The sequence below is a fragment of the Pseudomonas gingeri genome (assembly GCF_013386115.1).
Classification (GTDB): domain Bacteria; phylum Pseudomonadota; class Gammaproteobacteria; order Pseudomonadales; family Pseudomonadaceae; genus Aquipseudomonas; species Aquipseudomonas gingeri.
In genome coordinates, this window is sequence record NZ_JACAOR010000002.1 from 444,383 (window position 1) to 469,318 (window position 24,936).

Here is a 24,936-nt window from a genome sequence, read left to right on the forward strand (position 1 = left end):
CCGGCTTGCTGGCGATGAGGCCTTCATGACCCACGAAAGCCCCACTGACAAACCACGCCAGCCCTATCAGCTCATCACCACCCGCCCGGCTTTCTCAAGCCGCCGACGACGCGCCACCAGCAGGCCGGCCGCGACCACCAGCACGCTGAGCAAGCCCGTGGCGAGGATCTCGACGCGGTGGGCTTCCTGGAACAGCATCACCGTCAGCACCACGACGATAAACCCGATCACCGCCCAGGTCAGGCCCGGGAACAGCCACATCTTGAAGTCGATCTTCTCGCCTTTCGCCATGCGCTGACGGCGCATGCGCAGTTGCGATACCGCGATCACCAGGTACACCAGCAACGCAATGGCGCCAGAGCTGGCCAGCAGGAATTCGAACACCGCCGCCGGCGCGACGTAGTTGGCGAAGACCGCCAGGAATGCCGCCGCCGTCGACAGCATCACCGCCCAGTAAGGCGTGCCGCTGGCGTTGGTGCGCCGGGACACCGCCGGCGCGTCACCGCGCTTGCCCAGGGAGAAGAGCATCCGCGAAGCGGTATACAGCGCCGAGTTCAGGCAGCTGGTCACCGCCACCAGCACCACCAGGTCGACGATCAGCTTGGCGTTCGGAATGCCCATGCGGTCCAGCACGGTCTGGTAGGAACCGACAGCCGCCAGGGTCGGATCATTCCACGGCACCAGCGACACCACGATAAAGATCGACACCAGGTAGAACAGGCCGATCCGCCAGATCACCGAGTTGGTGGCCTTGGAGATCTGCTTGCCCGGATCTTTCGACTCGGCCGCGGCGATGGTCACGATCTCGGTCCCCATGAACGAGAACATGGTGGTCAGCATCGCCGCCAGCACCGCGCCCATGCCGTTCGGCATGAAGCCCACGGTATCCACCAGGTGCGACACGCCGCTGACCTGGCTGGTCGGCAACAGGCCGAAGATCGCCAGCAGGCCGAGGACCACGAAGCCGATGATCGCGATCACCTTGATCAGCGCGAACCAGAACTCGAACTCGCCGTAGTTCTTCACGCTGAACAGGTTGGTCGCGGTCAGCAGCAGGGTGATGACCAGGGTAAAGGCCCAGATCGCCACGCCGGGGAACCAGGCATGCAGGATGGTCGCCGCGGCGTTGGCCTCCAGCGGGATCACCAGGACCCAGAACCACCAGTACAGCCAGCCGATGGTGAAACCGGCCCAATGCCCGATGGCACGGTCGGCGTAAGTCGAGAAGGAACCGGTATCCGGCGACGCCACGGCCATTTCGGCCAGCATGCGCATCACCAGTACCACCAGCGTACCGGCCGCGGCGTATGCCAGCAGCACGGCGGGACCGGCCTCGGCAATCGCGTGCCCGGAGCCGACGAACAGCCCGGCACCGATCACCCCGGCAATCGACAACATTGTCACATGCCGAGGCTTGAGCCCTTGCTCCAGATTGTTGGAATTATGCGTACCGCTCATTGAGGACTACCTATGCAATGAAGAGCTATTCATTCCGCCCCTCGTCACTGGCAACCTTGTAAAAGGAACTCAACGGGGGCGTATTTTATTTTTTACGCAAGATTTGCGCCAAAATGTTACAAGCTCCCGGCTGCCGGGGCCCACACATCCGACCGAAGGGAAATCGCAAGTCATTGAGATTAATGGCAATTCGCCAGAACGTTACCGAGCCACCCAGATCGATCCCCACCCAGACGCACCGGAAACAGGCAAAAACAATCGTTACGCCCCATTTAAGGGCGAGCCAATGCCCGTAGAGCCGGTTTACCCTTCCAACCCTCGGCCAAAGCTGGCAACATCGCGCCCTTTTTGACGCGACTGCCGCGCTGAAGGCGGGTCAAACGGGTGTTCGGTTGTTGATGGGGCGACAGTCAGCTGTGCCGATGCGACAACCTGCCACGGCACCGCCCTCTCCCGTCCGAACCCTATGCTAGCTTGGCGCTCGCCAGGAAGGCCGCCAACAGCAGGAGCGCAACAGAACAATGAGGAACGCACATGGCTGAGGCCACGCCCGCGCTTGAAATCCGCAACTTGCACAAACGCTACGGTGAGCTGGAGGTACTCAAGGGTATCTCGCTGACTGCCCGCGACGGTGATGTGATCTCGATCCTCGGTTCCTCCGGTTCCGGCAAGTCCACGTTCCTGCGTTGCATCAACCTGCTGGAAAACCCGCACCAGGGCCAGATCCTGGTCAACGGTGAAGAACTCAAGCTCAAGGCCGCGAAAAACGGCGAACTGGTGGCCGCCGACGGCCGGCAGATCAACCGCCTGCGCAGCGAAATCGGCTTCGTGTTCCAGAACTTCAACCTCTGGCCGCACATGAGCATCCTCGACAACATCATCGAGGCCCCGCGCCGCGTCCTCGGCCAGAGCAAGCGCGAGGCCATCGAAGTCGCCGAGGCCCTGCTGGCCAAGGTCGGCATCGCCGACAAGCGCCACAGCTACCCCGCCCAGCTTTCCGGTGGTCAGCAACAACGCGCGGCCATCGCCCGCACGCTGGCCATGCAACCCAAGGTCATCCTGTTCGACGAGCCGACCTCGGCCCTCGACCCCGAGATGGTCCAGGAAGTCCTCAACGTGATCCGCGCCCTGGCCGAAGAAGGCCGTACCATGCTGCTGGTCACCCATGAAATGGGCTTCGCCCGCCAGGTCTCCAGTGAAGTGGTATTCCTGCACCAGGGCCTGGTCGAAGAGCAAGGAACGCCACAGCAGGTTTTCGAGAACCCGCTTTCGGCACGCTGCAAACAATTCATGTCCAGCAACCGCTAACGGAGCAACCCGAATGCAGACCTACAAGAAAATCCTCCTGGCCGCTGCCGTCTCCATGGCCTTCAGCGCCAGTGCCTTCGCCGAGACCCTGAAAATGGGCATCGAGGCCGCTTACCCGCCGTTCAACAACAAGGACGCCAGCGGCCAGGTCGTGGGCTTCGACAAGGACATCGGCGACGCCCTGTGCGCCAAGATGAAAGTCGAATGCACCGTCGTGACCTCGGACTGGGACGGCATCATTCCGGCCCTGAACACCAATAAGTTCGACTTCCTGATCTCCTCGATGTCGATCACCGCCGATCGCAAGAACGCCGTGGACTTCACCGACCCGTACTATTCCAACAAGCTGCAATTCATCGCCCCGAAAAACGTCGACTTCAAGACTGACAAGGCCTCGCTCAAAGGCAAAGTGATCGGCGCCCAGCGTGCGACCCTGGCCGGCACCTTCCTGGAAGACCACTTCGGTGACGACATCAGCATCAAGCTGTACGACACCCAGGAAAACGCCTATCTCGACCTGCAGGCCGGTCGCCTGGACGGCATCCTCGCCGACAAGTACGTCAACTACGAATGGCTGAAAAGCGACGCCGGCAAGGCTTATGAATTCAAGGGCGACCCGGTGGAAGAAAGCGACAAGATCGGTATCGCCGTACGCAAGAAAGACCCGCTGCGCGAGAAGCTGAACGCCGCGCTGAAGGAAATCATCGCCGACGGCACCTACAAGAAGATCAACGACAAGTACTTCCCGTTCAGCATCCTCTGACCTGCCCCGATGGCCGGCACCTCGACGCAAGGTGCCGGTCGTCCCCAAGCAAAGCCTGCCTTGCCCATGAATATTGATCTCTTCGGATTCGGCCCGGCGCTTGCCGCCGGCGCGCTGATGACCGTCAAGCTTGCGCTCTGTGCCCTGTGTCTGGGACTGGTGCTCGGGCTGCTCGGCGCATTGGCCAAGACTTCACCGTACAAACCGCTGCAATGGCTGGGGGGCACTTATTCGACCCTGGTCCGTGGCGTGCCGGAACTGCTCTGGGTGCTGCTGATGTACTACGGCACCGTCGGACTGATGAGCGCCCTGGGCAATGCCTTCGGCAATCCCGAACTGGCCCTGAACCCGTTCGCCGCCGGGGTCATCGCCCTGGGGTTGTGCTTTGGCGCCTACGCCACGGAAGTGTTTCGGGGCGCGATCCTGGCGATCCCCAAGGGGCACCGTGAGGCGGGAGTCGCGCTGGGCATGTCCAAGGCGCGGATCTTCAGCCGGCTGATCCTGCCGCAGATGTGGCGTATCGCCCTGCCGGGGCTGGGCAATCTGTTCATGATCCTGATGAAGGACACCGCGCTGGTCTCGGTCATCAGCCTGGAAGAAATCATGCGCCAGGCGCAGAACGCCGTGCAGTTCACCAGACTGCCCTTCACCTTCTACCTGGTGGCGGCCTTCATGTACCTGGGCCTGACCATCCTCGCCATGATCGGCATGCACTTCCTGGAAAAACGTGCCGCACGCGGTTTTGTGAGGACCACATAATGGAATGGGAAGTCATCATCAAATGGCTGCCGAAGTTTTTCCAGGGGGCGCTGCTGACCCTGGAACTGGTGGGCATCGCCGTGGTGCTGGGATTGATCCTGGCCGTGCCACTGGGCATCGCCCGGGCCTCCAGACTGTGGTTCGTGCGGGCGCTGCCCTACGGCTACATCTTCTTCTTTCGTGGCACGCCGCTGCTGGTCCAGCTGTTCCTGGTGTATTACGGCCTGGCGCAGTTCGACTCGATCCGCGCCAGCTTCATGTGGCCCTACCTGCGCGATCCGTTCTGGTGCGCGGCGGCGACCATGACCCTGCATACCACCGCCTATATCGCCGAGATCCTGCGCGGGGCCATCCAGGCCATCCCGCCGGGCGAGATCGAAGCGGCCAGGGCGCTGGGCATGTCGCGGCCCAAGGCACTGTTCTACATCATGCTGCCGCGCGCGGCGCGGATCGGCCTGCCGGCCTACAGCAACGAAGTGATCCTGATGCTCAAGGCCAGTTCCCTGGCGAGTACCGTGACCCTGCTGGAACTGACCGGCATGACCCGGACCATCATTGCGCGCAACTACCTCACGGTGGACATGTTCTTCACCGCCGGGGTGTTCTACCTGGTGATCTCGTTCCTGCTGGTACAGGCATTCAAGCAGCTGGAACGCTGGATGCGGGTCGACGCCTGCCAGGGGCGCTAGGGATGTTTGCACAGGGGACTTGACCTCCCCTGCCGCCCCATAGCCTGAACGCGATCCCCCGTAGAAGCCGGCTTGCTGGCGATGGCGATGTAAGATTCACCACCGCCATCGCCAGCAAGCCGGCGCCTACAGGTCCCACGGTTGCTTTAAATTGGCTTTCACCCGCGAAGACGCCAACCCGGAGCCCGCGACATGCCCCTGATCCTCCAAGGCCCCGACCTGCATACCCGCTTCAAGGCCCTGGATACATTTCTCTCGGCGCATCAGCACCTCTGGCGCCCACGGCCCTTCACCCACCTGCACCTGCCGTGGGCAAACCAGCACCCGCAACTCGCCACCTGGCTACGCCAGCGCAGCCTCGACGACGCCGAAACCAGCCACAACCATCCGGAGCAGCTTGCCGCCCCGGCGCCGTTTCCGGCCTTGGCAGCCGAATCCGGCGCACTGGCCGCTGTCGGCACCCTCCACGCCAGCGCCCTGCCGCCCGCCAATCACCGCCTGAACGTCGATGTCCCCGGCCGCAAATGGCAGCAGATCGAAGCCTTCGCCGCCCGCCTCGACTTCGCCCGTTCGCCCGAGCACTGGCTCGACTGGTGCTCCGGCAAGGGCCATCTCGGCCGCCGCCTGCTGCAACCCGGCCAGCAACTGACCTGCCTGGAATACGATCCGGCCCTGGTCGCCAGCGGCGAGCAACTGAGCCGGCATCATCACCTGCCCGCCGAGCACGTCCAGCAAGACGTCATGGCGGCGGATGCCGGTTCACGCCTGAACGCCGGGCACACGCCGGTGGCCCTGCACGCCTGCGGCGACCTGCATGTACGCCTGATGCAGCTCGCCAGCCGCGCCGGCTGTCGGCAACTGGCGATCGCTCCGTGCTGCTACAACCGCATCGGCAGTGACCACTACCAGGCCCTGTCCGTCGCCGCCCAGGCCTCGGAGCTGCACCTGTCGCTGGACGACCTGGCCCTGCCCCTGAGCGAAACCGTGACCGCCGGTGCCCGGGTGCGGCGCCAGCGCGACACCTCCATGGCCCGCCGCCTGGCCTTCGACCTGTTGCAACGCCGACTGCGCCAGAGCGACGACTACCTGCCGACCCCCTCGCTGCCCAGCGCCTGGCTCGACAAGCCGTTCGCCGACTATTGCCACGACCTGGCCGCGCTCAAGGAGTTATCCACAGTGGGGAATCAGGACTGGACACAGCTGGAAGCAGCAGGCTGGCGACGACTGGCCGAGGTCCGCAACCTGGAACTGCTGCGCGGCCTGTTCCGCCGTCCGCTGGAACTCTGGCTGGTGCTCGACCGTGCGCTGTTCCTCGAAGCACAGGGTTACCGCGTTCGCCTCGGCCAGTTCTGCGAAAGCCCGCTGACGCCGCGCAACCTGATGCTCCTGGCGGAACGCGGCTAACTGTCACATTGCCATGTCCAGCCTGTGGATAACTCTGTTGATGCTTTTGCTAGACAACCGCGGAAAACAAAGCCTGTAGAGCCAAAGCCTGCCTGGTCATTTTTTGTTCATAAAATAAAGCACCGAAAAAACAGGTAGTTGCACCGTGATGAGAACGAGTCCACAAATTCGCTTTCCCGGCCCGCCAGCGACCAACCACTTGTGCATAAGCGCTCTAGCCAATGGACATAACGCAGTGTTTTCCCCGGCCCTGGAGGCCCCGGACCGCCTTGCCATGGAGGCTGACATTCAGCAACAGGGCGCGGCTCATGTCGCTGGCCCCAACCGCAGGTCCTGGACGAAGTGCATGCCCTTGGCCAGCATTCCCTGGCGGAAATAGAAGCGTTGCGCCAAGGGCATATGCAGACCGGTGTCGAGCACCAGGTAGCGATAACCCAGGGCCCGGGTATGACGACGCACCTCCTCCAGCAACGCGGCCCCCAGCTCGCGACGCTGCTGCGCGGCCGTCACCACCAGGTCATCGACATAAATGAAGCGTCCATACAGGGTGTTCTCCGTCACCCGGAACCCCGCCAGGCCGATCACCTGCCCGCGCTCACGCAACGCCAGCAAGCGGTAGCCCTGCTCACCCTGACGGAAGACCTGCTCGACAAAGAACTGCTCGTCGGTCAGATGCGGACGCAGTTCGCGCATCACCGCAAAACACTCGCGGCACGCGGCTTCGGTTTCGATCAGGGTATAGACGAGGTTATTGTCCACGGCACGCCTCCTCATGCTCGCGCACACCCGGCGGCACCAGGCGAAAACCGACACCGACCCGGTTCAGGGCATTCATCAGGCCGATGGCCAGGGTCAGGTCGGCCAGTTCCTTGTCAGCGAAGACCGCAGCCACGGCCTTGTAGTCCTCGTCCGGAATCTGCGTCTGATGCACCAGGGTGACCGTCTCGGCCCAGGCCAGGGCGGCACGTTCACGGGCATCGAACAGCGCTTCGGCTTCGCGCCAGACGGGCACCAGCTGTACCTTGTCCTGGCTCACACCGAGCTTGATCAGGTCGCGGGAGTGCTGGTTGATGCAGTAGGCGCAGCCGTTGATCTGCGACACCCGCAGGTACACCAGGTCGATCAGCTCCGGCGCCAGCCCGCAGCCCTGCACATAGCTCTTTACGCCGCCCAGCGCTTTGTAGCCCTGGGGCGCGGCATCGAAATAGTTGAGACGTTGGGTCATGCCCGGTTCTCCCATGAGGTCGGTGAAGTAACGGCCTCCAGTCTGCTGCCCACGCCAACCGCTCGACAGGGCCAAGATCGAGCAAGCCGCTTGAGACATGACCCTGCTGAATCCGGCGCCCCATGGGTTTAAACTCGACCGTCCCGCATGACCACGGAAACTGCCATGCCCATTGCCAGCCCAGCCGCCGAACCGGGCCTGCCCAAATACCTGGTGGTCTATCGACGCATTCGCGGCGCCATCGACGATGGCCAACTGCGCCCCGGCAACCGCGTGCCCTCGGTCCGAGCCCTGGCAACCGAACTGAACCTGGCACGGGGCACCGTCGAAGCGGCCTATGAACTGCTGATCAGCGAGGGCTACCTGACGGCACGCGGCCAGGCCGGGACCATCATCGCCCTCGATCTGCCCGTCGCCGCGGCCCCCGCCAGCCCACTGGAAGACAACGCGCCAACCCCACAGGATCAACCGTTGCCCCTGCAACTGGGCATGCCGGCGCTGGATGCCTTTCCGCGCAAACTCTGGGCGCGGCTCATCACCCAGCGCGCCCGGCAAACCGATATCGCCAGCCTGGGTTTCAGCGATCCACGCGGCTATGCGCCCCTGCGCTCGGCCATCGCCACGTACCTGGGGCTGTACCGGGGCGTGCAGTGCACACCGGACCAGGTATTTATCTGCACCGGCTACAACGCCGTGCTCGAACTGATCTGCGAAAGCCTGGAAATGGCCGGCCAGACCTGCTGGTTCGAAGAGCCCGGCTACCTGCATGCGCGCCAGATCCTGCTCAATCGCGGGGTACAACTGCTGCCGGTGCCGGTGGACAGCGATGGCCTGCAGGTGGAACACGCCATCAGCCTGACCCCCACGGCCCGGCTCGCGGTGGTCACCCCGGCGCACCAGAGCCCGCTGGGCGTGGCCCTGAGCCCGCAGCGACGGCGGGCGCTGCTCGACTGGGCACAGCGGCACTCAAGCTGGGTCCTGGAAGACGACTACGACAGCGAGTTCCGCTACCGCGGCCGCCCGCTGCCGGCCCTCAAGAGCCAGGACCTGCATGACCGCGTGCTGTATGCCGGGACCTTCAGCAAGATGCTGTTTCCTGGACTGCGGCTGGCGTACCTGGTGGTGCCGCGAGGACAGGTCGAGCCCTTTGAACGTGTTGCCCGCCTACTGCGCAACCGCTGCCCGGAACTGTTGCAGGCGACCGTCAGCGACTTCCTGAGCCAGGGCCACTTCACCCGCCACCTGAAGAAAATGCGCCAGCTGTACAGCGCGCGCCGGGCCTTGCTGGTCGACGCCCTGGAAAATGTGTGCGGCGGCATCCTGAAGGTCGACCCCCAGGCCGGCGGCATCAACCTGCTGGTGCGCCTGCTGATCGATGTACCGGACACCCGCATCGCCGACCAGGCACGGGCGGCGGGATTGGCCATCGAGCCTCTGTCGCGCTGGCAATTGATCGCCGGGGAAGAAGGCGGTTTGTTGATGGGTTTTACCAACGTGATATCGGCCGAACAGGCGACGGCAACGGCGCGCCGCCTGCTGGCGGTGATCGATGCGACACGCTCGTCCCATGGGGACGAAGCCCGGGGTTGCCGACAGGAGCCGTGAGAGAGAATGCCGGCCCGGCAAAAATAGTCAGATATCAGGGGTTTACAGAACCCCGCCAATCGCTATAATCGTCGCCCTGACACGCCGGTATAGCTCAGTTGGTAGAGCAACTGACTTGTAATCAGTAGGTCCCGGGTTCGACTCCTGGTGCCGGCACCATACAAAACAAAGCCCTCGCAGAAATGTGAGGGCTTTGTTGTTTCTGCACGAGCAATAGACACGTAACAAGGCTTGTTATCAGGCAGTCACAAACAACTGTATATAGATACAGTTTTATCCTTGCGTTTAGCCTATAGCTATTTATGATGGGACCCGAAATTGCGGTGCCATACTAGCCTCCGAAGGAGTTGCATTGGCTGGATCTGCGAGGGGCCTGGGCGTTCCGGTAGCCTGGTTGCCGAGGTTGCTGAAGGAGGGAAAACGTGTTCGATGCAAAGTCGATAGCTAATTACTTTCTCGAACTGGCTGCTGCCAGAGGCGAGTCCATTAGCCCCATGAAACTGCAGAAACTCGTTTATTACGCCCATGGCTGGTATGCCGGCTACACCGACCAACCGCTGATCAACGAAGCAGTCGAAGCCTGGCAGTACGGCCCCGTAATTCCCTCGCTGTATCACGAATTCAAGCGCTTCGGCTCAGGCGAGATCGCCGGCAAGGCATTCGAGTATGACGCCCTGGGCGTCAGAGAAGCGGCCGTTCCGGCCGACCCTGAGATTCGGACCTTCCTGCAAAACGTCTATAACAGTTATGGTCGTTACTCCGGCATTCGACTCTCCGAAATGACCCATGCCTCTGGCACTCCCTGGGATATGACCTGGTCTGCGGCAAAAGGGGTACGCGGTGTAGACATTCCGTTCCCGATGATCGCGGCTCACTTCAAGGAGGCGACCCAGAAAGCTCAGAATGGTCAGGCGGCGGTCCAGGCCTGATGAACCAGACCAAAAGCCTGGGCTCACTGCCTATTGATCCTGCCGCTGAAGCCGCTACACCGGTGCTCAACGGCTCAGGCAACGATGAAAATGCATTTTTCGCCAACGGCCAACAGCATTTTCGCCTGCAGCACAATCAACAGAACCTCGGTTGGCTGGGTAAATTCTGGGGAGCGACTGACCGCGCAGCCCCCACCAACATTGCCGGTTTCGTGATTGCCATTTCGGCCCTTCTGATCGTTGGCAGCTTCTTCATGCAAGAATCTCCCGAGCTCAATGAAGCCAGAAAATGGCTGTATGGACTTACAACATCAGCCCTCGGCTTCGTGTTCGGCTCTGCCACCAAGAAGTGATCGCCACGCAGTGCCCTCGACTCACCACTGCGACCTGCTTCCAGGAACATCGTGCGCGCCTTGAGAATGGTCGATTTCCGATGCTGAACTGAATCGGTGCCTTTTCCCGCCGACAGTGCCTGCACCAAGGACGGAAAAAGGGGACAGATTTATTTTTAGGAAAATAAATCTGTCCCCTTTTTTCACAGCCTAGGAAGAGAATCGATCAATGAGCCAGCATGCAAACCACACAATAACCCAAAGATTAATTTCCACCTGTACCGCTTTCAAACGCAGCCTAAACATGGCAATAGCCCTGTTTCGTGCTGGCAGCGCTGCCAACTGTTGAAGGTTGGCATTTATAAAGCGCCTTGCCGGGCGCTTGCTATTGGCGCACCTAGGATCGCCGCAAGCATTCAGCTCCAGCGCTTGGGTTATCCGATTGGCATCCGCCGGGAACGGGCCCAAGCACTATCACCTTTAGCGGCTAGAGCGGCCGCAATCGGTGGGTATCACTCCCCCCGAAACCTCTGGAAACAATTTTAGCTATACGACGTTAACGGGCTACCGCTAAGTTTTTTACATGGTCTGAAGCTAGCAAAAAACCAGCAATGTGCCACTAATCATTGGCATTTCTAGACGCGCCCTTCTGCTTGATGCCAATCACATTTAATCCTTTTAACACGATCAAGCGTTCAGTGAGCATCGTAGGATGCTTGTTGGCCAGTGGATAACAGTTATAAATCCTTATAACATCCTCTCAGCTAGCCACATTCGTGCCTAGCCCCAGTCGGGAGGCCGTAAGACCTCCCTTCTTTTAACTCATGAGATGCATGAAATGTCGAATTTCATCCTATGGAAAGACTTTCACCCACCCAATTCTGGAGGTCCATATGACCCAATGCTTCACCGATACCGACACCACCGCTAAACCCGAAAAGAAAATCGAATTCTTCCCTGATTCAGCTGTGGAGAAAGAGTTCAAAAAGCTGCCAGAGAAACAGCGAGACCGCTTCTTACAGGACCTGATGATGATTGCCAAAGGGCTTCCCCCCACGTGCAAAGTCAAAAACCTGAAAGGGATGGAAAAAGGTGTAAGCGAACTGATCATCAACGGTAGTCCTGCCTTCCGTTGCGTTTACTACACGAAACTGGATGGCAGAATCGTTGTAGTACACGCAACAGAAAAGACCGCCGAAGGTCGTGATAGCCAAATCATCAACGTTGTGACGACGCGCCTGACCCGGCTACTACAGCAGGAAAAGCGCAAGAAGTAACGTTAAGCGGTGAACTGGGCGATGGCTTTTACAGCATCGCCTTTTTTAGGTTCATGACCAGAGGCTGGTCCAGGTTTGCTGGGTTGAAGTCAGCATCTAGCTTGTAGCCGATACGCACTAACATCTCCAACAATGTGTCGATGGAGAATTTCTCCAAGTGGCCCTTGAACAGATTGCTCATGCGAGGGGCGCTAATCTTCAATGCCTGTGCAGCAGCGGCCTGACTCCAACCTTCCTGCCGGATCAAGGTGATCAGCACCATGAAGAGCTGAGTCTTCAGATGCTTCATGTTGTACTCAACCGGATCATCTGTAAAACGAGCGAATAGATTCTGATTCATGCTAGGAACCTCCCAAAATGGTTTGGAGGTAGATTTTCTCTGCTTGTGATGCGAATAGGATCAACGAAGATCCGCCGAAGCCTTTGACGGCTCTGTCAAGGACGAATAGATTGTTATCAATTTTGATAACATATGCAACCCCAAAGGCGAAATATATTTCACCCAACACATCGCCGAAGACGTCACCGTTGGCTCCTCCGTTAATGGCTTGAGACCTGCCATGGCTGCTCGATTTTCGTCGTATAGCTTTGGCTCATCATCTCTCGTCGTATGCCCCACTCGGGGTTCAGCGGGACGCTGGCCGCACGTAGCGTTCCCCTGCCCCATCGTTCGTTGATCTGCTCCAGGACGGTCATCACTTTCGAGGTGTTGGCGGGTTGAGAGGCGGCGAACAGGTCATCGGTGTACTCACCTCGTTGGCAGAGGTTGAGGAGTAGGGCCTCGGCTTTGCTGTACTTGAAGCCGGGCCGAAAGAGTTGGTCGAGGGCGTCCACTGCCATTTTCGTGAGCAGGCGCACGTCGTCCGTGGGGTACGGCAGATCGATCACCGCCCCATTGGCGTACTTGGCCTCCTCTGGGTTGAACATTCCCGTCCGAATGCTCACCCGGATTTTCTTGCACAGCGACCGTTGGGCCCTGAGCTTTTCTGAGGCCCGCATCATGTAGGTGGCCACGGCCTCTTTGATCGGTGGCAGCTCCTTCAGCCGCCTGCCGAACATCCGGCTGCAGCAGATCTCCTGTTTGGGGGCGTCGGGCTCATCCAGTTCCAAGCACGGCCTTCCTGCCAGCTCACGGGCGGTCTTTTCGATCACCACGCTGAAGTGCTTACGCAGCACCCAGGGATCAGCCTGTGAGAGCTGCCAGGCGGTTCTGATGCCCATCCCTTCCAGGTGCGCCGTCATCTTTCGGCCAATGCCTCAGACGTCCGAGACGTCTCAGGCCTTGAGCAACTTCTCCCGGCGGTCCGGTGCCCGGACATCCAGGACACCGCCCAACTGCGCCTGCCACTTCTTTGCACCGTGGTTGGCCAGTTTGCTGAGGGTCTTGGTACCGGCAATGCCCACCCCGACCGGAATGCCGGTACTCCTGAGCACCTGGGCGCGTATACGGCGTCCCAGCAGCTCCAGGTCCTCAGTCATACCGGTGAGCTCGGCAAAGGCCTCATCGATGCTGTAGACCTCCAGCGCCGGCACCATAGACTCGATCACAGTCATGACCCGCTGGCTCATGTTCCCATACAGCGCATAGTTCGAGGAGAACGGCACGATGCCGTGCTGACGGAGCTTGTCCCGGATCTGGAAATACGGCTCGCCCATCTTGATGTGCGGCTTGACATCCGCGGAGCGGGCAATCACACAACCATCGTTGTTGCTCAGCACCACGAAGGGGGTATGCGCGAGGTCAGGCCGGAACACCCGCTCGCATCTGGCATAGAAGCTGTTGCAGTCGATCAGCGCAAAGACCGGTTCAGGGGGGGTTAATGGGCATACTGAAGATAATTACCCCCCCAGATCGACAGCTCATCGCCTTCCATGACGTAACGGGCCGGGTACCTGGGGTTCTCCGATTTCAGGATGACTTCGGGCCCCTGTTTGCACAGCCGTTTGCAGACCGGGTCGTTGTTCAGCAGTGCAACGACGATGTGCCCGTGCAGCGGCTCCATGGGCCGGTCCACCACGGCCAAGTCGCCATCGAAAATCCCAGCGCCCTGCATGCTGTCCCCCTCAATCGACACCAGGTACACATGGGGCGCTCGAGTGAAAAAGGACGAAAAAGGGGACAGGAAAAAAAGGGGACAAAAAAAAGGGGACAGATTTATTTTCCTAAAAATAAATCTGTCCCCTTTTTTTCCTGTCCCCTTTTTTCCTTTTTTTCCCTGACAGTCAAGCTTCTCACTCGACGCCTAGGAGCGACATGGATTTTCAATCTCTAAGTGAGACTTTGATATTGAAGGTCACGACTGACAGCTGTCGGCCAAGCCGAGGTAGCCTAGAGCAAAGGGGAAACTTTATTCGTCAGTAAATCATTAAATGATAATGAGTGCGCGCTGCTAAGCTATCTCGCCCTGAATAGCAAGCGACTGAGAAACTGCAGCGATAGACACGGAATAATGGGGCAGAGTATGTAGCTCCCTAATTGAAGACGGGTATTTAATTTAACTCTGGTTGAAATAATTGTAAGTCTGATGTGGATCGGACTTGAAAGGGCTTACTTACAAGCTCATCTTGAGCTCTCAGCTGTTAACCCATATCCCAGCCCGTGCGAATGGAGGTACGCTAAATCTCGGACCAGCCTCTGGCAACCAGCACTCCCCAGTTCGCTGTTTTTTGCTCAGACCTTATTCTCCTTTAGCGCACCAGAGGTAACGGGTGAGCAAGTGTCGTACTGAGCGTGCTGAGCCCCAGAGGCGTACCAACAGGGGCACAACAACGCGAGATGTGATGGTTGGACACCATCTATCCCCACTCTCATTTACGGCTAAAGAGAAGGCGCAGCTTGGACAAGCCCTATCTTTACTTACAACTTTCCTGATACCAGTGACCAGCTGCAAACGGTTTTTCTGGTCGAGCCCATCGTTGCTCAAGTTCTATCGATTGCCTACCGACTCTAGCAATGTTATTTTGATCCATTACCTTATGAATAAGATTTTTGAATCCAGCTTTAACATCATGCCTATCTTTCTTCTCACAGAAATAATCGGCCACGACCATAACAAGCATTGATAGGTAGTCCATCTGTGGCGTCGGTATACGGACATCACGAATGTGCATAGCAATATCGCGATTTATGCTGACATTTTCTATGTCCATTCGATTCAGGGCCGCCACGCGCCCTACAAGTTCGTGGAGTTTCCAGCGGTTATTCTTGCCGAACTGCACATGAAACATGGGATGGAATGGAGACTGAAATTCGGCATCGGGCTCAATATCAAAGTGCATAGCCTCTAGCAGGTTTAGTTCGCACTTTCCGCCAGCTGTCTTTATCTCGTAGACCTCAAGGCAGGCGCTGCCGCTTTCAAAGACTGTGCCTTTAAAATTAAAACTCCCGTCCATCAGAATTGCTCTTCTTGCAGATGAGCGCGACGAACCTCTCAGAGGGGTATTCCAAAGTATTGCAGGCTGTGAGAATTCCACTTTGAATCCTTCGCCATCCTCCTTGGCAATTAATTCAGGCCATTTAGGTGTGCCCATCTGTTTTTTCGCAATGATGACACCAGCCGCATCGTGTATTTGCTGCACATGCCGCTTGAAAACCGTGAATGCTTCCATTTCAAATCCCTGCCAACGGTCCTAATTCAGACAGCACTTCATCATCAATTTTTGCTTCGCTGGCACCGGTAGGTACCCAGTCCGGCGTAGGTGCGGCTTGCTCCTCAGTTATCACGTTGCCAGATACCAAGCATATGTATGCGACAGAGTCCGGTGATTGTGTGTCAACCCTGGCGATTTCCAGAGAGCGAAACGCCTCGCTTCTCACAATGTCGCCATCGAAGAGATTTAGAAGCTCGATCAGGCCATAGCGCCAGAAGTATGGAGCAACTTCAGAAAATGGTCCCTGATACTGGGCTGCCTTTAGCGCCTCACCTAACTCCGGATGTTTACTCAGTTCATCCGGTTGAATGTTAAGATAAGCAGCCGCTGACGGCTCGCTCAGAATTGGGCCTGGGAACATCATGATGTAGTTAAACAACCAATATCCCAGCTGGGTAGCGAAGCGCCGTTGCTCGGAAATCTGATGCTCCGCAACGTCCGCTTCAGGATTAGCGAAGTAGACCAGGTTTTGAGCCGCATACCCAAGAAATTCGTAAGAAAGTTCCGGGCTCCCCAAAACTGTTGCCAAGACATCAGTAGGACTATGCCTGCCTTTCAAGAGCTCGGGTGAAGCCTGTAGGGCTTCGTAAGTAGCTTTAAAGCCTCGACTTATAGCGATCAAGCGCGGTACAAGCTCATCCATCCGATCCCCACTCACGATAGCTCTGGGGATCCAAATTGCTGAAGCACCATCTCTGATGGTGCGCTGTAGCTGAGGGAGCTGCTCAAACTGGGACGGCGTACCGCCTTTTTGATAGCGGCATACGGGCATACCCAATTCGCGTAGCGCTGCTTTATAGCTAGAGTGTGTTTGCAGTTTTCGACCACGAGACAAGTCCGTGTCCAGAAGGACTAGGTCGATCCCATGCTCACCGATGCGGTCTTTCAGGTATGTTGCGAGTTGCTCTTCTACCGCTTCATTCTCTGTCGGTTTAAAATCTACTAAACCTATATCCGCAGGCGATACGAACGAAAGCTCACTGCCTTCAGCTAGGGCTCTGAACTTATCAATAGTCTCGATTTGATCTTCAATTATAAGTACTTTGCACATACTAGCCGCTCTTTTAATCCATTAACTGATCGGAAATGTAACTCTAAAGGCCGTTGAAAACTCAGGCGGTGCTGATTTCAGGAGCTCAATCCTCCCGCCAACGCTGTCGACAACGCGTTTAACCAGAGGTAGCCCCAAACCAAGCCCTGAGGTCATTGGATTTCTGTCATCCGAGTTTTCGGTCGTTGTGTAGAGTGGGTCCCAAATCCTGTCTCTGAGGAATGGGGGAATACCAATGCCGTTGTCAGCACATACTAAAACGTGTTCGTCATCATCGTTGACGGCGAAAAGCTTTATTTTGCGAACGCCATCTCCGGCTTTCGCTACCAAAGCTTTCATTGCATTGGAGACCAGATTAACGGCGACACCATGATAGGCCGCGAGTGGCACCGATGGACCGGGCAACTTAGAGTCGACCTCGATTTCGATCTCAATGTCGTGATCTTCAGCAAGCGACTCCAAAGTCCGGGTTGCGGCCTTGAGCTGCGCTTTGGCCCGAAAAGGCGTGACGGTAATTTTACGTGAATGACCTACATACAAGCGCATGTACTCCGCCTGTTGGGCTAAGGCCTTTTCGTTTCGAAGTACAGTTTCGGCATGGTCCGTGAGCTCGTCGTGATCACGAGCAAGGAGCTTCAGAATCTGCCCAGCGCTATGGATGCTCTCCAACGTTTTGTCGAATTCATGTGTCATGAAGCCAGCCATGACGCCCATTAAAGACATTAGCTCAAGAGACATCCGAACATTTTTTTCATGCTCTTCAGCGGCTGAGTACTGCTCCTCGACTTCATAAAGCTGTCGTAGTATTGCCTGCTTGTGATCATCATTGATTTCTGATGATGCGCTAATCTGTGCAATTGTGGCCGAGAGCCCCTTTCGTGCATTCTCTCGGGCAAGTTCTTCCTTAGCTTGGTCTTCGACGATGCGGAAGGTCCGGTCGAAATGTGCAAGTGCTTCGATGGTGAATCGCACAAGATGCCACAGCAATCTGTAGGCACCATTATCCCTAAGTTGCTCGCGGTCCATGTTCGGATGAAGCCAGTTGTCATCATCCTTGATCCCTGGAGGAACTTTTTGCGTTGCTACATGCACCCGCCCGACAAGCTGAGACATCCTTGGAAGCGCAAGCATGGGGTTGAGCCTGGTGCTGCGCTTAACGGTCGGATCCATTGGATAGAACGCGGGGGTGAACACTGATTGCCAGTTTCGCTCGTTCTTGGCTTTCGACGCTTCAATCCCTAGCCAGTCACTGCTCTCCGCAGCGTATGCTGGCATCGCGAAGCCGTTATCCACCACAGAGATACCAGCGTTTTCTCTCATCCAAGACATAGCTCGCTTGCCATTCACCGGCAGCCCAGCAAATGTACCTTGGCGATTGGGGAAGAATCGTATGTCTATGAACATGGGACTGTTCATGGCACCCGCCAGAGGTAGATAATCGATTCCCTCAAGCTCTTCGGGGAGACCCTTAGCGTTTTTGTTACCTGTGTACGCCACAAAGGTCTTCGCGAGATAAGGCCTAGCCAAAGTGCTCAGTTTAAATGTCTTCTTTTCAACAGCCTTAACTTTACCCTTCCAGAAGATTTTGAAATCTACTGTCCCATTGATGTCCACACTGACTCGCGCGCGTGCAACGTAACGATCTAGGATTGACTTAGCAAGATTTTCGGGATCATCCCCATACTTCTCGTCACCTGGGAATTGCACTTCAAACCCTGGATCACCGGTTTCGGAATCGCTCAAATTAAAATCGGGCGCTTCCAAACCTTCGGCGGCATTAACCAATCGAAGCACGTCGCTGCGAACCTTGGCGATCGGTAGATCTGCGATGTTTTCTCTGAGTGCTTTAATTGTGAGTGTCATGCCAGTTGTGGCATTCCTCAACGCAGGCGTGACCCTATAACGAATCCTAATATCTGAAACTTTGCTTTGCTGAGATATAGCAATCCAATCAAATTCGGCGCGCAGTGTTGATAAGCGTCCGGTTTTCGGATCGCTCGCTGTAGTATTGACAATGAGTATCGTTCCCAGAAATCTCGCTGAGAAACGCCCAACTCCTTTGGAGCCGGCCATACTTCGCTTGAACTTTCGGGAACGTCTGTCGATGGCTTTCTTAGAACTGCTGACGACCATCCAGTTATTCAAGAATTCATGCTCAGTCAGACCATGACCGTCGTCAGAAACCTCGATTTCAGTATGGGTTATTTTGACTGTGCAGGTTTTAGCATCTGCGTCATAGCTGTTCTTGATCAGCTCTGCGAGCGCAATCTCAGGCTTGCTAACCAGCCTCTCGCCAAGCTCCTCGAACAGAGCTGCGCTGATATTAAATTGAGCAGTCTTGACGCCTGTTTGGTCATCCGTAGCCATGTGGTTGCGCCTAGTAAATTGTCCCAAAAAAATCAATCGAGGAGGAGCTCGCTCAAGACGGCATTGAGTTGCTTGACTTCAAGCTTTTTAAGGCCATTCGAATGGTGCACCAATCGCTCATGGAAATCAAAGGTCCTTAGGCGATTTGCCATCATGTCGGGTGTAGTACTCGTGTCAGCTAGTAGTACGCCATAGACAGAGCCTACCGCCACTGCACCTACCTCGTTTACGAGGATTTTTGGGGCCTTCTGGGTAAAGCCAGAAGCTACGAGTAGCGCCGGAGCCGGGTGGGGGCGATAACGCCACCATGTTTCTCTATTTCTACAGGTGGAATAACGTTCCCAGGCAGCGGGCGGTACGCTCTCCAAGTAGCGGACGAGCTGTGGTGAGTGCTTGTCGAGATCGCTTCGTATCAGCCAGCAGCGCGTTCCAGTACGAACAAACCGGCGTTCAAAAGACTCCTTGTCCAACAGAGCCATTTCCTGCTCTAAAGAGCGAAGGGAGGTCACACAGGGACGAACATCTCGTCCCTTTTTCAAGGAGTAAAAAAGGCGTTCCTCTTCAGTGAGAACGAAAATCTCTTGCCCTCCTGGACTTAGACCGCGCAACGCTCTGCATTTTTCGGTTCCATGCTTGTAGGAAATAACTTTTAGTGGGGTTCCAGATGCATGGTCTGCCGCCGTCACGACACCGTCACGAGTAATTGTACCAAAGTGCCATTTTCCGTCCCGGATACTTTTGTCAATAATTGTAATAGATGCAGTGGTCAGGACAGTAGGGAAAATATTAGTATCAAATCGATAAACGTGAACAGACCAGCCATTAGCATCAATAAAGTTTCTTAATTCACTAGCACTGGGTCTGCTGACCCACTCATAAGGAACTACCTGGGCTACCAATCCATTGGAATTGGTACGAATAAGGGCTTGAGCCAAAAAAATAATAAATGCATTAGCCGTTTTTTTTAACGCTGGCCCGCCGCTTTTGATGATGGTTTGCAATGCTGAGTCACGCCATGTTGGCTCTAAGCCGTGATGACGAATATATGGGGGGTTGCCGATGCACAAATCGAAGTCTTTCCCTTTCCAAGCGAAAGCATCAGCAACTATTAGCTTTGCACTTGAGGGAATTCTGGCCTTGGTCGCCTTGGTTTTATCTCTTTCTATCCCCACGTATTTATTATATCGATCGACAGCCTTACTGAATCGACCATCACCAGCGCCAAGATCTAATACCGTGTCAAAGACTTGATCTGGACGCTGATTGGAAATTAAATCCCATACCAATTGAACCACATCATGAGGCGTCTCGACCTGACAGCGAGTTAAGTGCGATTCTTTCATGCCAACCGATACCAAGCCAAACCTAAATTCTGAAGATCATACATAATTTCATTAGCCTGAACAATAACCCTTTCAGCTTTCGACAAATTTTTGATTACCTATGGCGCTTGCCTTGACCATTGTTAATATGAAACTAGCAAACTGGCGACTAACATATTAGTTCCGGAGAAGATCTTTCTTATAATTGCTTAACGCACTGATAGACGACAATTAGTCCGAGGTGAAACTATCATGACAGACGTTCATGCTCCGCCGTTAGATCCCACCGCGGGCTGCGAACATGTACGAACGAACGTTGACTTAAGCCTTGGGGTAGTTGAAGGTAACAACATTACTGTAAAATTTCGATGAAAAACAGGAGAGGTCAGAGCAGCCACGAAAGCTCGCAGATCTCTGGCGGGGGCAAGTAGTCACGGCGAAGGTTCGCCGCAAGACCTTACCGCCGCCGCGCTTTTTTCAACCACAGACTCCCGCTGTACCTGACCACGTAGAGAAAAGTGCAAGGCTCTCTAGTAACCTCTGCGTGGCGCCGGCCAGCCATTGCGCAGCAGGTTTTGCCAAGTATGTATTAACCGTTCGGCATTTATAAAAGGTCGAGCGAATGCTAAAGGATACTTTTAGAGGTAGAGGCTCGTATCTGAAAAATAAAAGCCATTATAAATAATATAGATACTTGTTTTTTCGACTCCTGGTGCCTCCATTTAAAATCAAAAGCCCGCTCTGATGAGACCGCCTGGCTTGAGAAGGATCAGGCGTGAACCTCGCGATCCAGGACATCGGCCCCCCACAGATTGATGCTCTTGTGAGCCGACTGCGCCTTGACTACCACTGTGGCATGAAGAGCCGGAACCTGTCGCAAGCTCAGATTGCCGGAGTAGGGCTTCCGTGGAGCACGACCGAGCTACACGCTCGGACCAACGACCTGTTCACACAACGTCAAAGCACTGCCAGTAGCCGCTGATGCACGCAGACCGGGGAGCAAATCGGTCGACTCCAGGTACGGGATTGGTTGAGCTCCACCCCGGTGCCTTGTAATGCGCAGAAATGGCTTTCCAAAAAAACTCATATTTCCTACGCATTTTGGACGTGGGAGAATGTTGTGTGCGCTTACTGCCGGGTCTACATTCCGAGGGTCGCTGCAAAATCAGCGATGCGGGTTTCGCAGCCCGGTTGGTTGGCGCACAGCGCCGCGTAAGCGGCTTTTTCATGTCTGCGTTATGGCGGGCTGTGCGTAGGAGGCTTATGCCTGCCGGTTGCCAACTTTCCGGTCTGCGAACCTGCGTACAGTTCGCCACCCTTGTCTCGCAGCGAGTGTGGAGAACCCTTCTTACTAAAAGTTGGAGTTCCACAATGGCTAAGAAAATCACCCCCGATCCGCCTCCTTGCCGCACTTCCAGTCTTTCTGAAAAGAGCGACTGTCTATGCGATGTCGTCTACGACGCTTTAGAACAGATCAATGCAGATCCACCGCCGTGTCTGCTGCTCGATACTCTCACCACCACTGCTTTCAACACTGCCCCTCCCGACTGCGCCCATAGGTCACCGCTGTTTTCCGTACAACCAGGAATCACCGCCACGGTCGCGTTGACCCATGTCTCGGATTTGCTCAAAGTCGCCGAGTTGAATGCCGATGAAATCGGTCCTCATCTGCACGGCGTTGATCGCGATCTGTTCAGGGGCGTGATGCATGCGCTGGAGCTGTCGCGGACGGTGGTGGACTCTCTGCTTGCAGGGGCCAAGCCGCAGCTGTCGAGCTGAACCCGGCCTTTCGGCAGCCGCCCGGTTCGGCGGTTGCCGAGGCCTGCTGCTTAGACGTTCCAGCCCGCAGTCCCCCAACTACCGCGCCCGCCCACCTGAACCGCTTTCCACACCAGCCAGACCCTGAATGGTGCCGCACTGGAGTTCATGGTGTTCGGAGAGGTGTACTTCCAGCCGCTGCGCAATCTGATCGGGCAGGTGCTGGAGCTGCGCCCCCTGCGGGCGCTCAATTCCTGCTGAGTCAAGGCCGGTGTTTTGGGACGATTACTGACCGGTTTTCTCGGGGCGCCTGCGTGTCACGAAAACGGCCAGGAGCACTCGGAAACGGTGGCCGTCCAGAGGGCCCATTTAGAGCCCTGGTCTCGGCCTTGCCGAATGGAAATCCTCTTCTACACTAGCCTGACTCTACTTGAACGATGTGCTGATGATCCTTTCTGCTTCAGATGGGTATTTCAGTCTGGTGGAACCGTACCCGCTACAGACATCAAACCCAGGGGGCATGCATGCCATATTTTTATGAGTGCTCGAATATCAACTGCAAACAGCCCTCAAGATCGGAAAAAGAGATAAGCCCTGACTTATGGTACAAATACAAGTGTGGGACATGTGGGAAACCCATATCCAAATCAATACAGAACCCGGGAATATTTCTGGTAAAAGCGGTGCAACCCAATCCGTTTGCCCTGCCCCCCAAGAAACCCACAACTCCCTCACCCGTACCCTCATCAAATACTGACATTGCAACAAGCACGTTCATACAAGTCGAGGAAGAAAAAAAAGAAAAAATCGCGAAAAACAAACGCGAACATAGCTTGATAGCAGAGCCATTCGAAATAAAAACCAAAATGGAGGAAGAGCTTGAGCATACGGATAAAAAAACGAAATACATGGTTGGCGAGTCTGTATCACAAGAAAAAATATATGAAATGCTGGATGCCAAAGGCTACCTGTTCTTCTCCAGAGCCATGACTTTTGTAAAACACAACAAAGCGCTTCGCGGTAAAAACATCAGCACCAGCGTAGTCGAAGAGCCCGGATTCTTGAATGGCCTGGCAAAAACCAAGAGCTTTTTGTTTAATCATTATGCGATTGGACTTAACGACGTGAGGAGCGACAAGGGTAGTTTTGCCGGGACATTTCCAGACTACTACGTAAGCAAAAACCAACAAATCTTTGCGATTGAACTGAAAACCCCGCAAAGTAAAATGATAGATTTCCTTGACCTACTTGACAAGCCGATCCAGATGCAAGATCAGCTGGAAACAAATGTCGAGAGGACGATAAGAACAGAAATCGATAATAGAAAGAAGCATCTGCCCCAAGGGGTGTTACAGATCCTGATGTTTGATATCTGTAACCTGACTGGCTTCAAGGAAGACCCCATCGTGCAGTTCTACAGTGTCGCCAGCTCAGGAAAATATGAAATCTGGTTCGCCGAATCCTTTCACTCCTTCATGTTCTGCGACAGCGATGCGAAGAGCGAAATACTACACCTCAAATTTTCAGAAATAGAGAGCGCGGTGAAAAACAAGAAAAACATGCCAAAGCTATCTAATGGATGGATTGATTTTGCAAAACTGGAATCAAACAAAAAATGGTTCACCCCTTCAACGACCATCCAAACGAGTAATGACGCAGAATTTGTCACACCGACAACTTCAACAAACAATAAGTGACGGCGATACCGCTGCAACATTTTACTTGAGTGATAGTGCTCAACCGGTCAACCTGCCATTCTCCGGCATCCCCCCAGCCAGCACCGGCTGCAGCCGCCACGGGGAACGGGTATGACAGCGATGATGTGGGGGTTTACTCGTATGGGTTGCGGTGAGCGCTGGCGAATCTCGCCTATGCTGCCTTATGCTTTTTGAAACGGCTTGCGCCTTGAAATGCATTGGCGACGGTACGGTGCGAATGTCGAACAAGCGATGATACCGGTGTGAACGCCCATGACGAATGCAACGCCCTCCATCAAACTCAGCACCCTTCGGCCGATAGCTCCCTATCTGGGCATGCGGGGGGTGTCACCGCTGGAGTTCTTTCGGCGTTTTGATATTTCCCCTCATGTGTTTCAGAACCCTGATGCCTGGGTACCGCGAGCGGCCTGCTTTCATATCGCCAATGAAATGGCGGCGATCACCCAGGATCCCTTCGCCGGGGCCTGCGTGGGACACCTGATCGAAGTGGGCTCCCTCGGTGCCTGGGGCGAATTGATATTGGGCTCGACCAACCTCGCCCAGGCTTGTGCGGCGGCGGCGGTGCATACGAAATTGCTGCATCAGGGCGGGGAAGTAAAAATCATCACCGAGGGCCGTACGACGAGGCTGATCCAGCAATTTACCGGGCAGCACGGGGCCGATCCCAAGCAGGTCATTCTCGGCACCCTCGCGGTGCTGAGAAAAGTGCCTCTCATGTCCGGCGAGCCTGGCGCCATACGCATACATCTGAAAAACCCGAGGGAGCGAGGAGACGAGGCGCTCGAAGAATACCTGGGCGCGAACCTCGAAATGAACGCCGAGTACAACATGATCGAATTCGATCGTGAGTTGCTCGAGATTCCCCTGCAAAACACCCGCGATGATGCCTGGAAGACCACCCGCGCCTTGAGCTCCACCGCTCGGGCGGCCGATGTGCTCGCCAGGCAGATATCCGACCAGGAACAGTCCAGGCTCGCCAGCATTTCAAGAAAGATGGGAATGTCGCCTCGAACGTTGCAGCGTCGCCTCGAATATTGCGGTATCGACTTCGACGCTTTACGTGACGAAACCCGTCGCAACGAGGCCTTTCAGTTACTCGCCAGCGGTAAATACACCGCCACGGAAATTGCCTATATGGTCGGCTACAGCGATCCGGCGCACTTTACTCGGGCCTTCAAGCGCTGGACCGGGAGCCCGCCATCGCGCTATCGCGCGGTCCTGCAACACGATCGCTGACATCCTCGCCTGACCCATCACCCTCCTCCCGAGCATTCCCCTCCTTCAGGCGCTGCCCTACCGGCACGCGCCCGCTTCGCTTTT

At 56.1% G+C, this 24,936-nt stretch carries 21 protein-coding genes, 1 tRNA gene and 2 pseudogenes; 13 read left to right on the forward strand and 11 right to left on the reverse strand.

Features of this window, described 5'->3' with window-relative positions; translation table 11 throughout:
- Positions 1-66 precede the first annotated feature (66 nt).
- Positions 67-1,458, reverse strand: coding sequence for a GABA permease (gabP, locus tag HX881_RS06740; protein ID WP_177083562.1), 1,392 nt, complete (start codon positions 1,456-1,458; stop codon positions 67-69).
- Between the two features lie 534 nt (positions 1,459-1,992).
- Between gabP and HX881_RS06745 the strand changes: the two genes are divergently transcribed.
- The 5 genes from HX881_RS06745 to HX881_RS06765 all read left to right on the forward strand — a co-directional run bounded on the left by HX881_RS06745 (position 1,993) and on the right by HX881_RS06765 (position 6,381).
- On the forward strand, positions 1,993-2,766 hold the full coding sequence (locus HX881_RS06745; protein ID WP_177083564.1) for an ABC transporter ATP-binding protein: 774 nt from the start codon (positions 1,993-1,995) through the stop codon (positions 2,764-2,766).
- 13 nt (positions 2,767-2,779) lie between these two features.
- Positions 2,780-3,529 (forward strand): ABC transporter substrate-binding protein, encoded by a 750-nt coding sequence (locus HX881_RS06750; protein ID WP_017126999.1) that lies wholly within the window; start codon positions 2,780-2,782, stop codon positions 3,527-3,529.
- A gap of 66 nt (positions 3,530-3,595) precedes the next feature.
- A complete protein-coding gene (locus tag HX881_RS06755; protein ID WP_177083566.1) occupies positions 3,596-4,288 on the forward strand; it encodes an ABC transporter permease in 693 nt (230 codons plus the stop codon).
- Positions 4,288-4,977: an ABC transporter permease gene (locus HX881_RS06760; RefSeq protein ID WP_177083568.1), complete on the forward strand. Its 690-nt coding sequence runs from the start codon at positions 4,288-4,290 to the stop codon at positions 4,975-4,977. The genes HX881_RS06755 and HX881_RS06760 overlap by 1 nt, the downstream gene beginning before the upstream one ends.
- 192 nt (positions 4,978-5,169) lie before the next feature.
- Positions 5,170-6,381, forward strand: coding sequence for a methyltransferase (locus HX881_RS06765; protein WP_177083570.1), 1,212 nt, complete (start codon positions 5,170-5,172; stop codon positions 6,379-6,381).
- Positions 6,382-6,687: 306 nt separating this feature from the next.
- Here HX881_RS06765 and HX881_RS06770 read toward each other — a convergent pair whose 3' ends face one another.
- Positions 6,688-7,140, reverse strand: coding sequence for a GNAT family N-acetyltransferase (locus HX881_RS06770; protein ID WP_177083572.1), 453 nt, complete (start codon positions 7,138-7,140; stop codon positions 6,688-6,690).
- Positions 7,130-7,606, reverse strand: coding sequence for a carboxymuconolactone decarboxylase family protein (locus HX881_RS06775; RefSeq protein WP_177083574.1), 477 nt, complete (start codon positions 7,604-7,606; stop codon positions 7,130-7,132). The genes HX881_RS06770 and HX881_RS06775 overlap by 11 nt, the downstream gene beginning before the upstream one ends.
- Positions 7,607-7,771: 165 nt before the next feature.
- On the opposite strand from HX881_RS06775, the gene pdxR reads away from it, so the two are divergent.
- The 5 genes from pdxR (at position 7,772) to HX881_RS06800 (ending at position 11,749) form a co-directional block, all read left to right on the forward strand.
- Positions 7,772-9,211 carry a MocR-like pyridoxine biosynthesis transcription factor PdxR gene (gene pdxR / locus HX881_RS06780; protein WP_177083576.1) on the forward strand — a complete coding sequence of 480 codons (1,440 nt, stop codon included), beginning with the start codon at positions 7,772-7,774 and terminating at the stop codon, positions 9,209-9,211.
- 83 nt (positions 9,212-9,294) lie between these two features.
- Positions 9,295-9,370 (forward strand) — tRNA-Thr (locus tag HX881_RS06785).
- A gap of 263 nt (positions 9,371-9,633) precedes the next feature.
- Positions 9,634-10,140: a type II toxin-antitoxin system antitoxin SocA domain-containing protein gene (locus tag HX881_RS06790; RefSeq protein WP_177083578.1), complete on the forward strand. Its 507-nt coding sequence runs from the start codon at positions 9,634-9,636 to the stop codon at positions 10,138-10,140.
- Positions 10,140-10,493 carry a hypothetical protein gene (locus tag HX881_RS06795; RefSeq protein WP_177083580.1) on the forward strand — a complete coding sequence of 118 codons (354 nt, stop codon included), beginning with the start codon at positions 10,140-10,142 and terminating at the stop codon, positions 10,491-10,493. Before HX881_RS06790 ends, HX881_RS06795 begins: the two co-directional genes overlap by 1 nt.
- A gap of 872 nt (positions 10,494-11,365) precedes the next feature.
- Positions 11,366-11,749, forward strand: a complete 384-nt coding sequence (locus tag HX881_RS06800) for a type II toxin-antitoxin system RelE/ParE family toxin (RefSeq protein WP_177083582.1) — start codon at positions 11,366-11,368, stop codon at positions 11,747-11,749.
- Positions 11,750-11,777: 28 nt separating this feature from the next.
- Here HX881_RS06800 and HX881_RS06805 read toward each other — a convergent pair whose 3' ends face one another.
- The 8 genes and pseudogenes from HX881_RS06805 to HX881_RS06840 all read right to left on the reverse strand — a co-directional run.
- Positions 11,778-12,089: a helix-turn-helix domain-containing protein gene (locus tag HX881_RS06805; protein ID WP_177083584.1), complete on the reverse strand. Its 312-nt coding sequence runs from the start codon at positions 12,087-12,089 to the stop codon at positions 11,778-11,780.
- A gap of 200 nt (positions 12,090-12,289) precedes the next feature.
- Positions 12,290-13,543, reverse strand: a pseudogene (umuC, locus tag HX881_RS06810) (translesion error-prone DNA polymerase V subunit UmuC).
- A gap of 23 nt (positions 13,544-13,566) precedes the next feature.
- Complete coding sequence (locus tag HX881_RS06815) at positions 13,567-13,902, reverse strand: LexA family protein (protein WP_425503462.1); 336 nt, start codon at positions 13,900-13,902, stop codon at positions 13,567-13,569.
- Between the two features lie 700 nt (positions 13,903-14,602).
- Positions 14,603-15,358, reverse strand: coding sequence for a hypothetical protein (locus tag HX881_RS06820; protein WP_177083586.1), 756 nt, complete (start codon positions 15,356-15,358; stop codon positions 14,603-14,605).
- Position 15,359: 1 nt separating this feature from the next.
- Positions 15,360-16,451 (reverse strand): hypothetical protein, encoded by a 1,092-nt coding sequence (locus HX881_RS06825; protein ID WP_177083588.1) that lies wholly within the window; start codon positions 16,449-16,451, stop codon positions 15,360-15,362.
- 21 nt (positions 16,452-16,472) lie between these two features.
- Positions 16,473-18,818 carry a sensor histidine kinase gene (locus HX881_RS06830; RefSeq protein WP_177083590.1) on the reverse strand — a complete coding sequence of 782 codons (2,346 nt, stop codon included), beginning with the start codon at positions 18,816-18,818 and terminating at the stop codon, positions 16,473-16,475.
- 32 nt (positions 18,819-18,850) lie between these two features.
- Positions 18,851-20,161, reverse strand: coding sequence for an Eco57I restriction-modification methylase domain-containing protein (locus HX881_RS06835; protein ID WP_177083592.1), 1,311 nt, complete (start codon positions 20,159-20,161; stop codon positions 18,851-18,853).
- Positions 20,162-20,909: 748 nt separating this feature from the next.
- Positions 20,910-21,047 (reverse strand): annotated as a pseudogene (locus tag HX881_RS06840) (toxin-antitoxin system HicB family antitoxin); the annotation flags it as partial.
- Positions 21,048-21,511: 464 nt separating this feature from the next.
- Here HX881_RS06840 and HX881_RS06845 point away from each other — a divergent pair.
- The 3 genes from HX881_RS06845 to HX881_RS06855 all read left to right on the forward strand — a co-directional run bounded on the left by HX881_RS06845 (position 21,512) and on the right by HX881_RS06855 (position 24,852).
- Positions 21,512-21,919: a hypothetical protein gene (locus tag HX881_RS06845; protein ID WP_177083594.1), complete on the forward strand. Its 408-nt coding sequence runs from the start codon at positions 21,512-21,514 to the stop codon at positions 21,917-21,919.
- A gap of 662 nt (positions 21,920-22,581) precedes the next feature.
- Positions 22,582-23,595 (forward strand): hypothetical protein, encoded by a 1,014-nt coding sequence (locus HX881_RS06850; protein ID WP_177083596.1) that lies wholly within the window; start codon positions 22,582-22,584, stop codon positions 23,593-23,595.
- A 273-nt stretch (positions 23,596-23,868) separates the two neighbouring features.
- Positions 23,869-24,852 (forward strand): AraC family transcriptional regulator, encoded by a 984-nt coding sequence (locus HX881_RS06855; RefSeq protein ID WP_177065140.1) that lies wholly within the window; start codon positions 23,869-23,871, stop codon positions 24,850-24,852.
- Positions 24,853-24,936 lie beyond the last annotated feature (84 nt).

Bases quoted from the DNA above. Each gene is read 5' to 3' on its own strand.
- HX881_RS06845 (WP_177083594.1), top strand. From the start codon at position 21,512: ATGGCTAAGAAAATCACCCCCGATCCGCCTCCTTGCCGCACTTCCAGT.
- HX881_RS06800 (WP_177083582.1), top strand. From the start codon at position 11,366: ATGACCCAATGCTTCACCGATACCGACACCACCGCTAAACCCGAAAAG.
- HX881_RS06775 (WP_177083574.1), bottom strand. From the start codon at position 7,606: ATGACCCAACGTCTCAACTATTTCGATGCCGCGCCCCAGGGCTACAAA.
- HX881_RS06745 (WP_177083564.1), top strand. From the start codon at position 1,993: ATGGCTGAGGCCACGCCCGCGCTTGAAATCCGCAACTTGCACAAACGC.
- HX881_RS06795 (WP_177083580.1), top strand. From the start codon at position 10,140: ATGAACCAGACCAAAAGCCTGGGCTCACTGCCTATTGATCCTGCCGCT.
- gabP (WP_177083562.1), bottom strand. From the start codon at position 1,458: ATGAGCGGTACGCATAATTCCAACAATCTGGAGCAAGGGCTCAAGCCT.
- HX881_RS06805 (WP_177083584.1), bottom strand. From the start codon at position 12,089: ATGAATCAGAATCTATTCGCTCGTTTTACAGATGATCCGGTTGAGTAC.
- HX881_RS06820 (WP_177083586.1), bottom strand. From the start codon at position 15,358: ATGGAAGCATTCACGGTTTTCAAGCGGCATGTGCAGCAAATACACGAT.
- HX881_RS06765 (WP_177083570.1), top strand. From the start codon at position 5,170: ATGCCCCTGATCCTCCAAGGCCCCGACCTGCATACCCGCTTCAAGGCC.
- pdxR (WP_177083576.1), top strand. From the start codon at position 7,772: ATGCCCATTGCCAGCCCAGCCGCCGAACCGGGCCTGCCCAAATACCTG.
- HX881_RS06855 (WP_177065140.1), top strand. From the start codon at position 23,869: ATGACGAATGCAACGCCCTCCATCAAACTCAGCACCCTTCGGCCGATA.
- HX881_RS06835 (WP_177083592.1), bottom strand. From the start codon at position 20,161: ATGAAAGAATCGCACTTAACTCGCTGTCAGGTCGAGACGCCTCATGAT.
- HX881_RS06755 (WP_177083566.1), top strand. From the start codon at position 3,596: ATGAATATTGATCTCTTCGGATTCGGCCCGGCGCTTGCCGCCGGCGCG.
- HX881_RS06750 (WP_017126999.1), top strand. From the start codon at position 2,780: ATGCAGACCTACAAGAAAATCCTCCTGGCCGCTGCCGTCTCCATGGCC.
- HX881_RS06825 (WP_177083588.1), bottom strand. From the start codon at position 16,451: ATGTGCAAAGTACTTATAATTGAAGATCAAATCGAGACTATTGATAAG.
- HX881_RS06830 (WP_177083590.1), bottom strand. From the start codon at position 18,818: ATGGCTACGGATGACCAAACAGGCGTCAAGACTGCTCAATTTAATATC.
- HX881_RS06760 (WP_177083568.1), top strand. From the start codon at position 4,288: ATGGAATGGGAAGTCATCATCAAATGGCTGCCGAAGTTTTTCCAGGGG.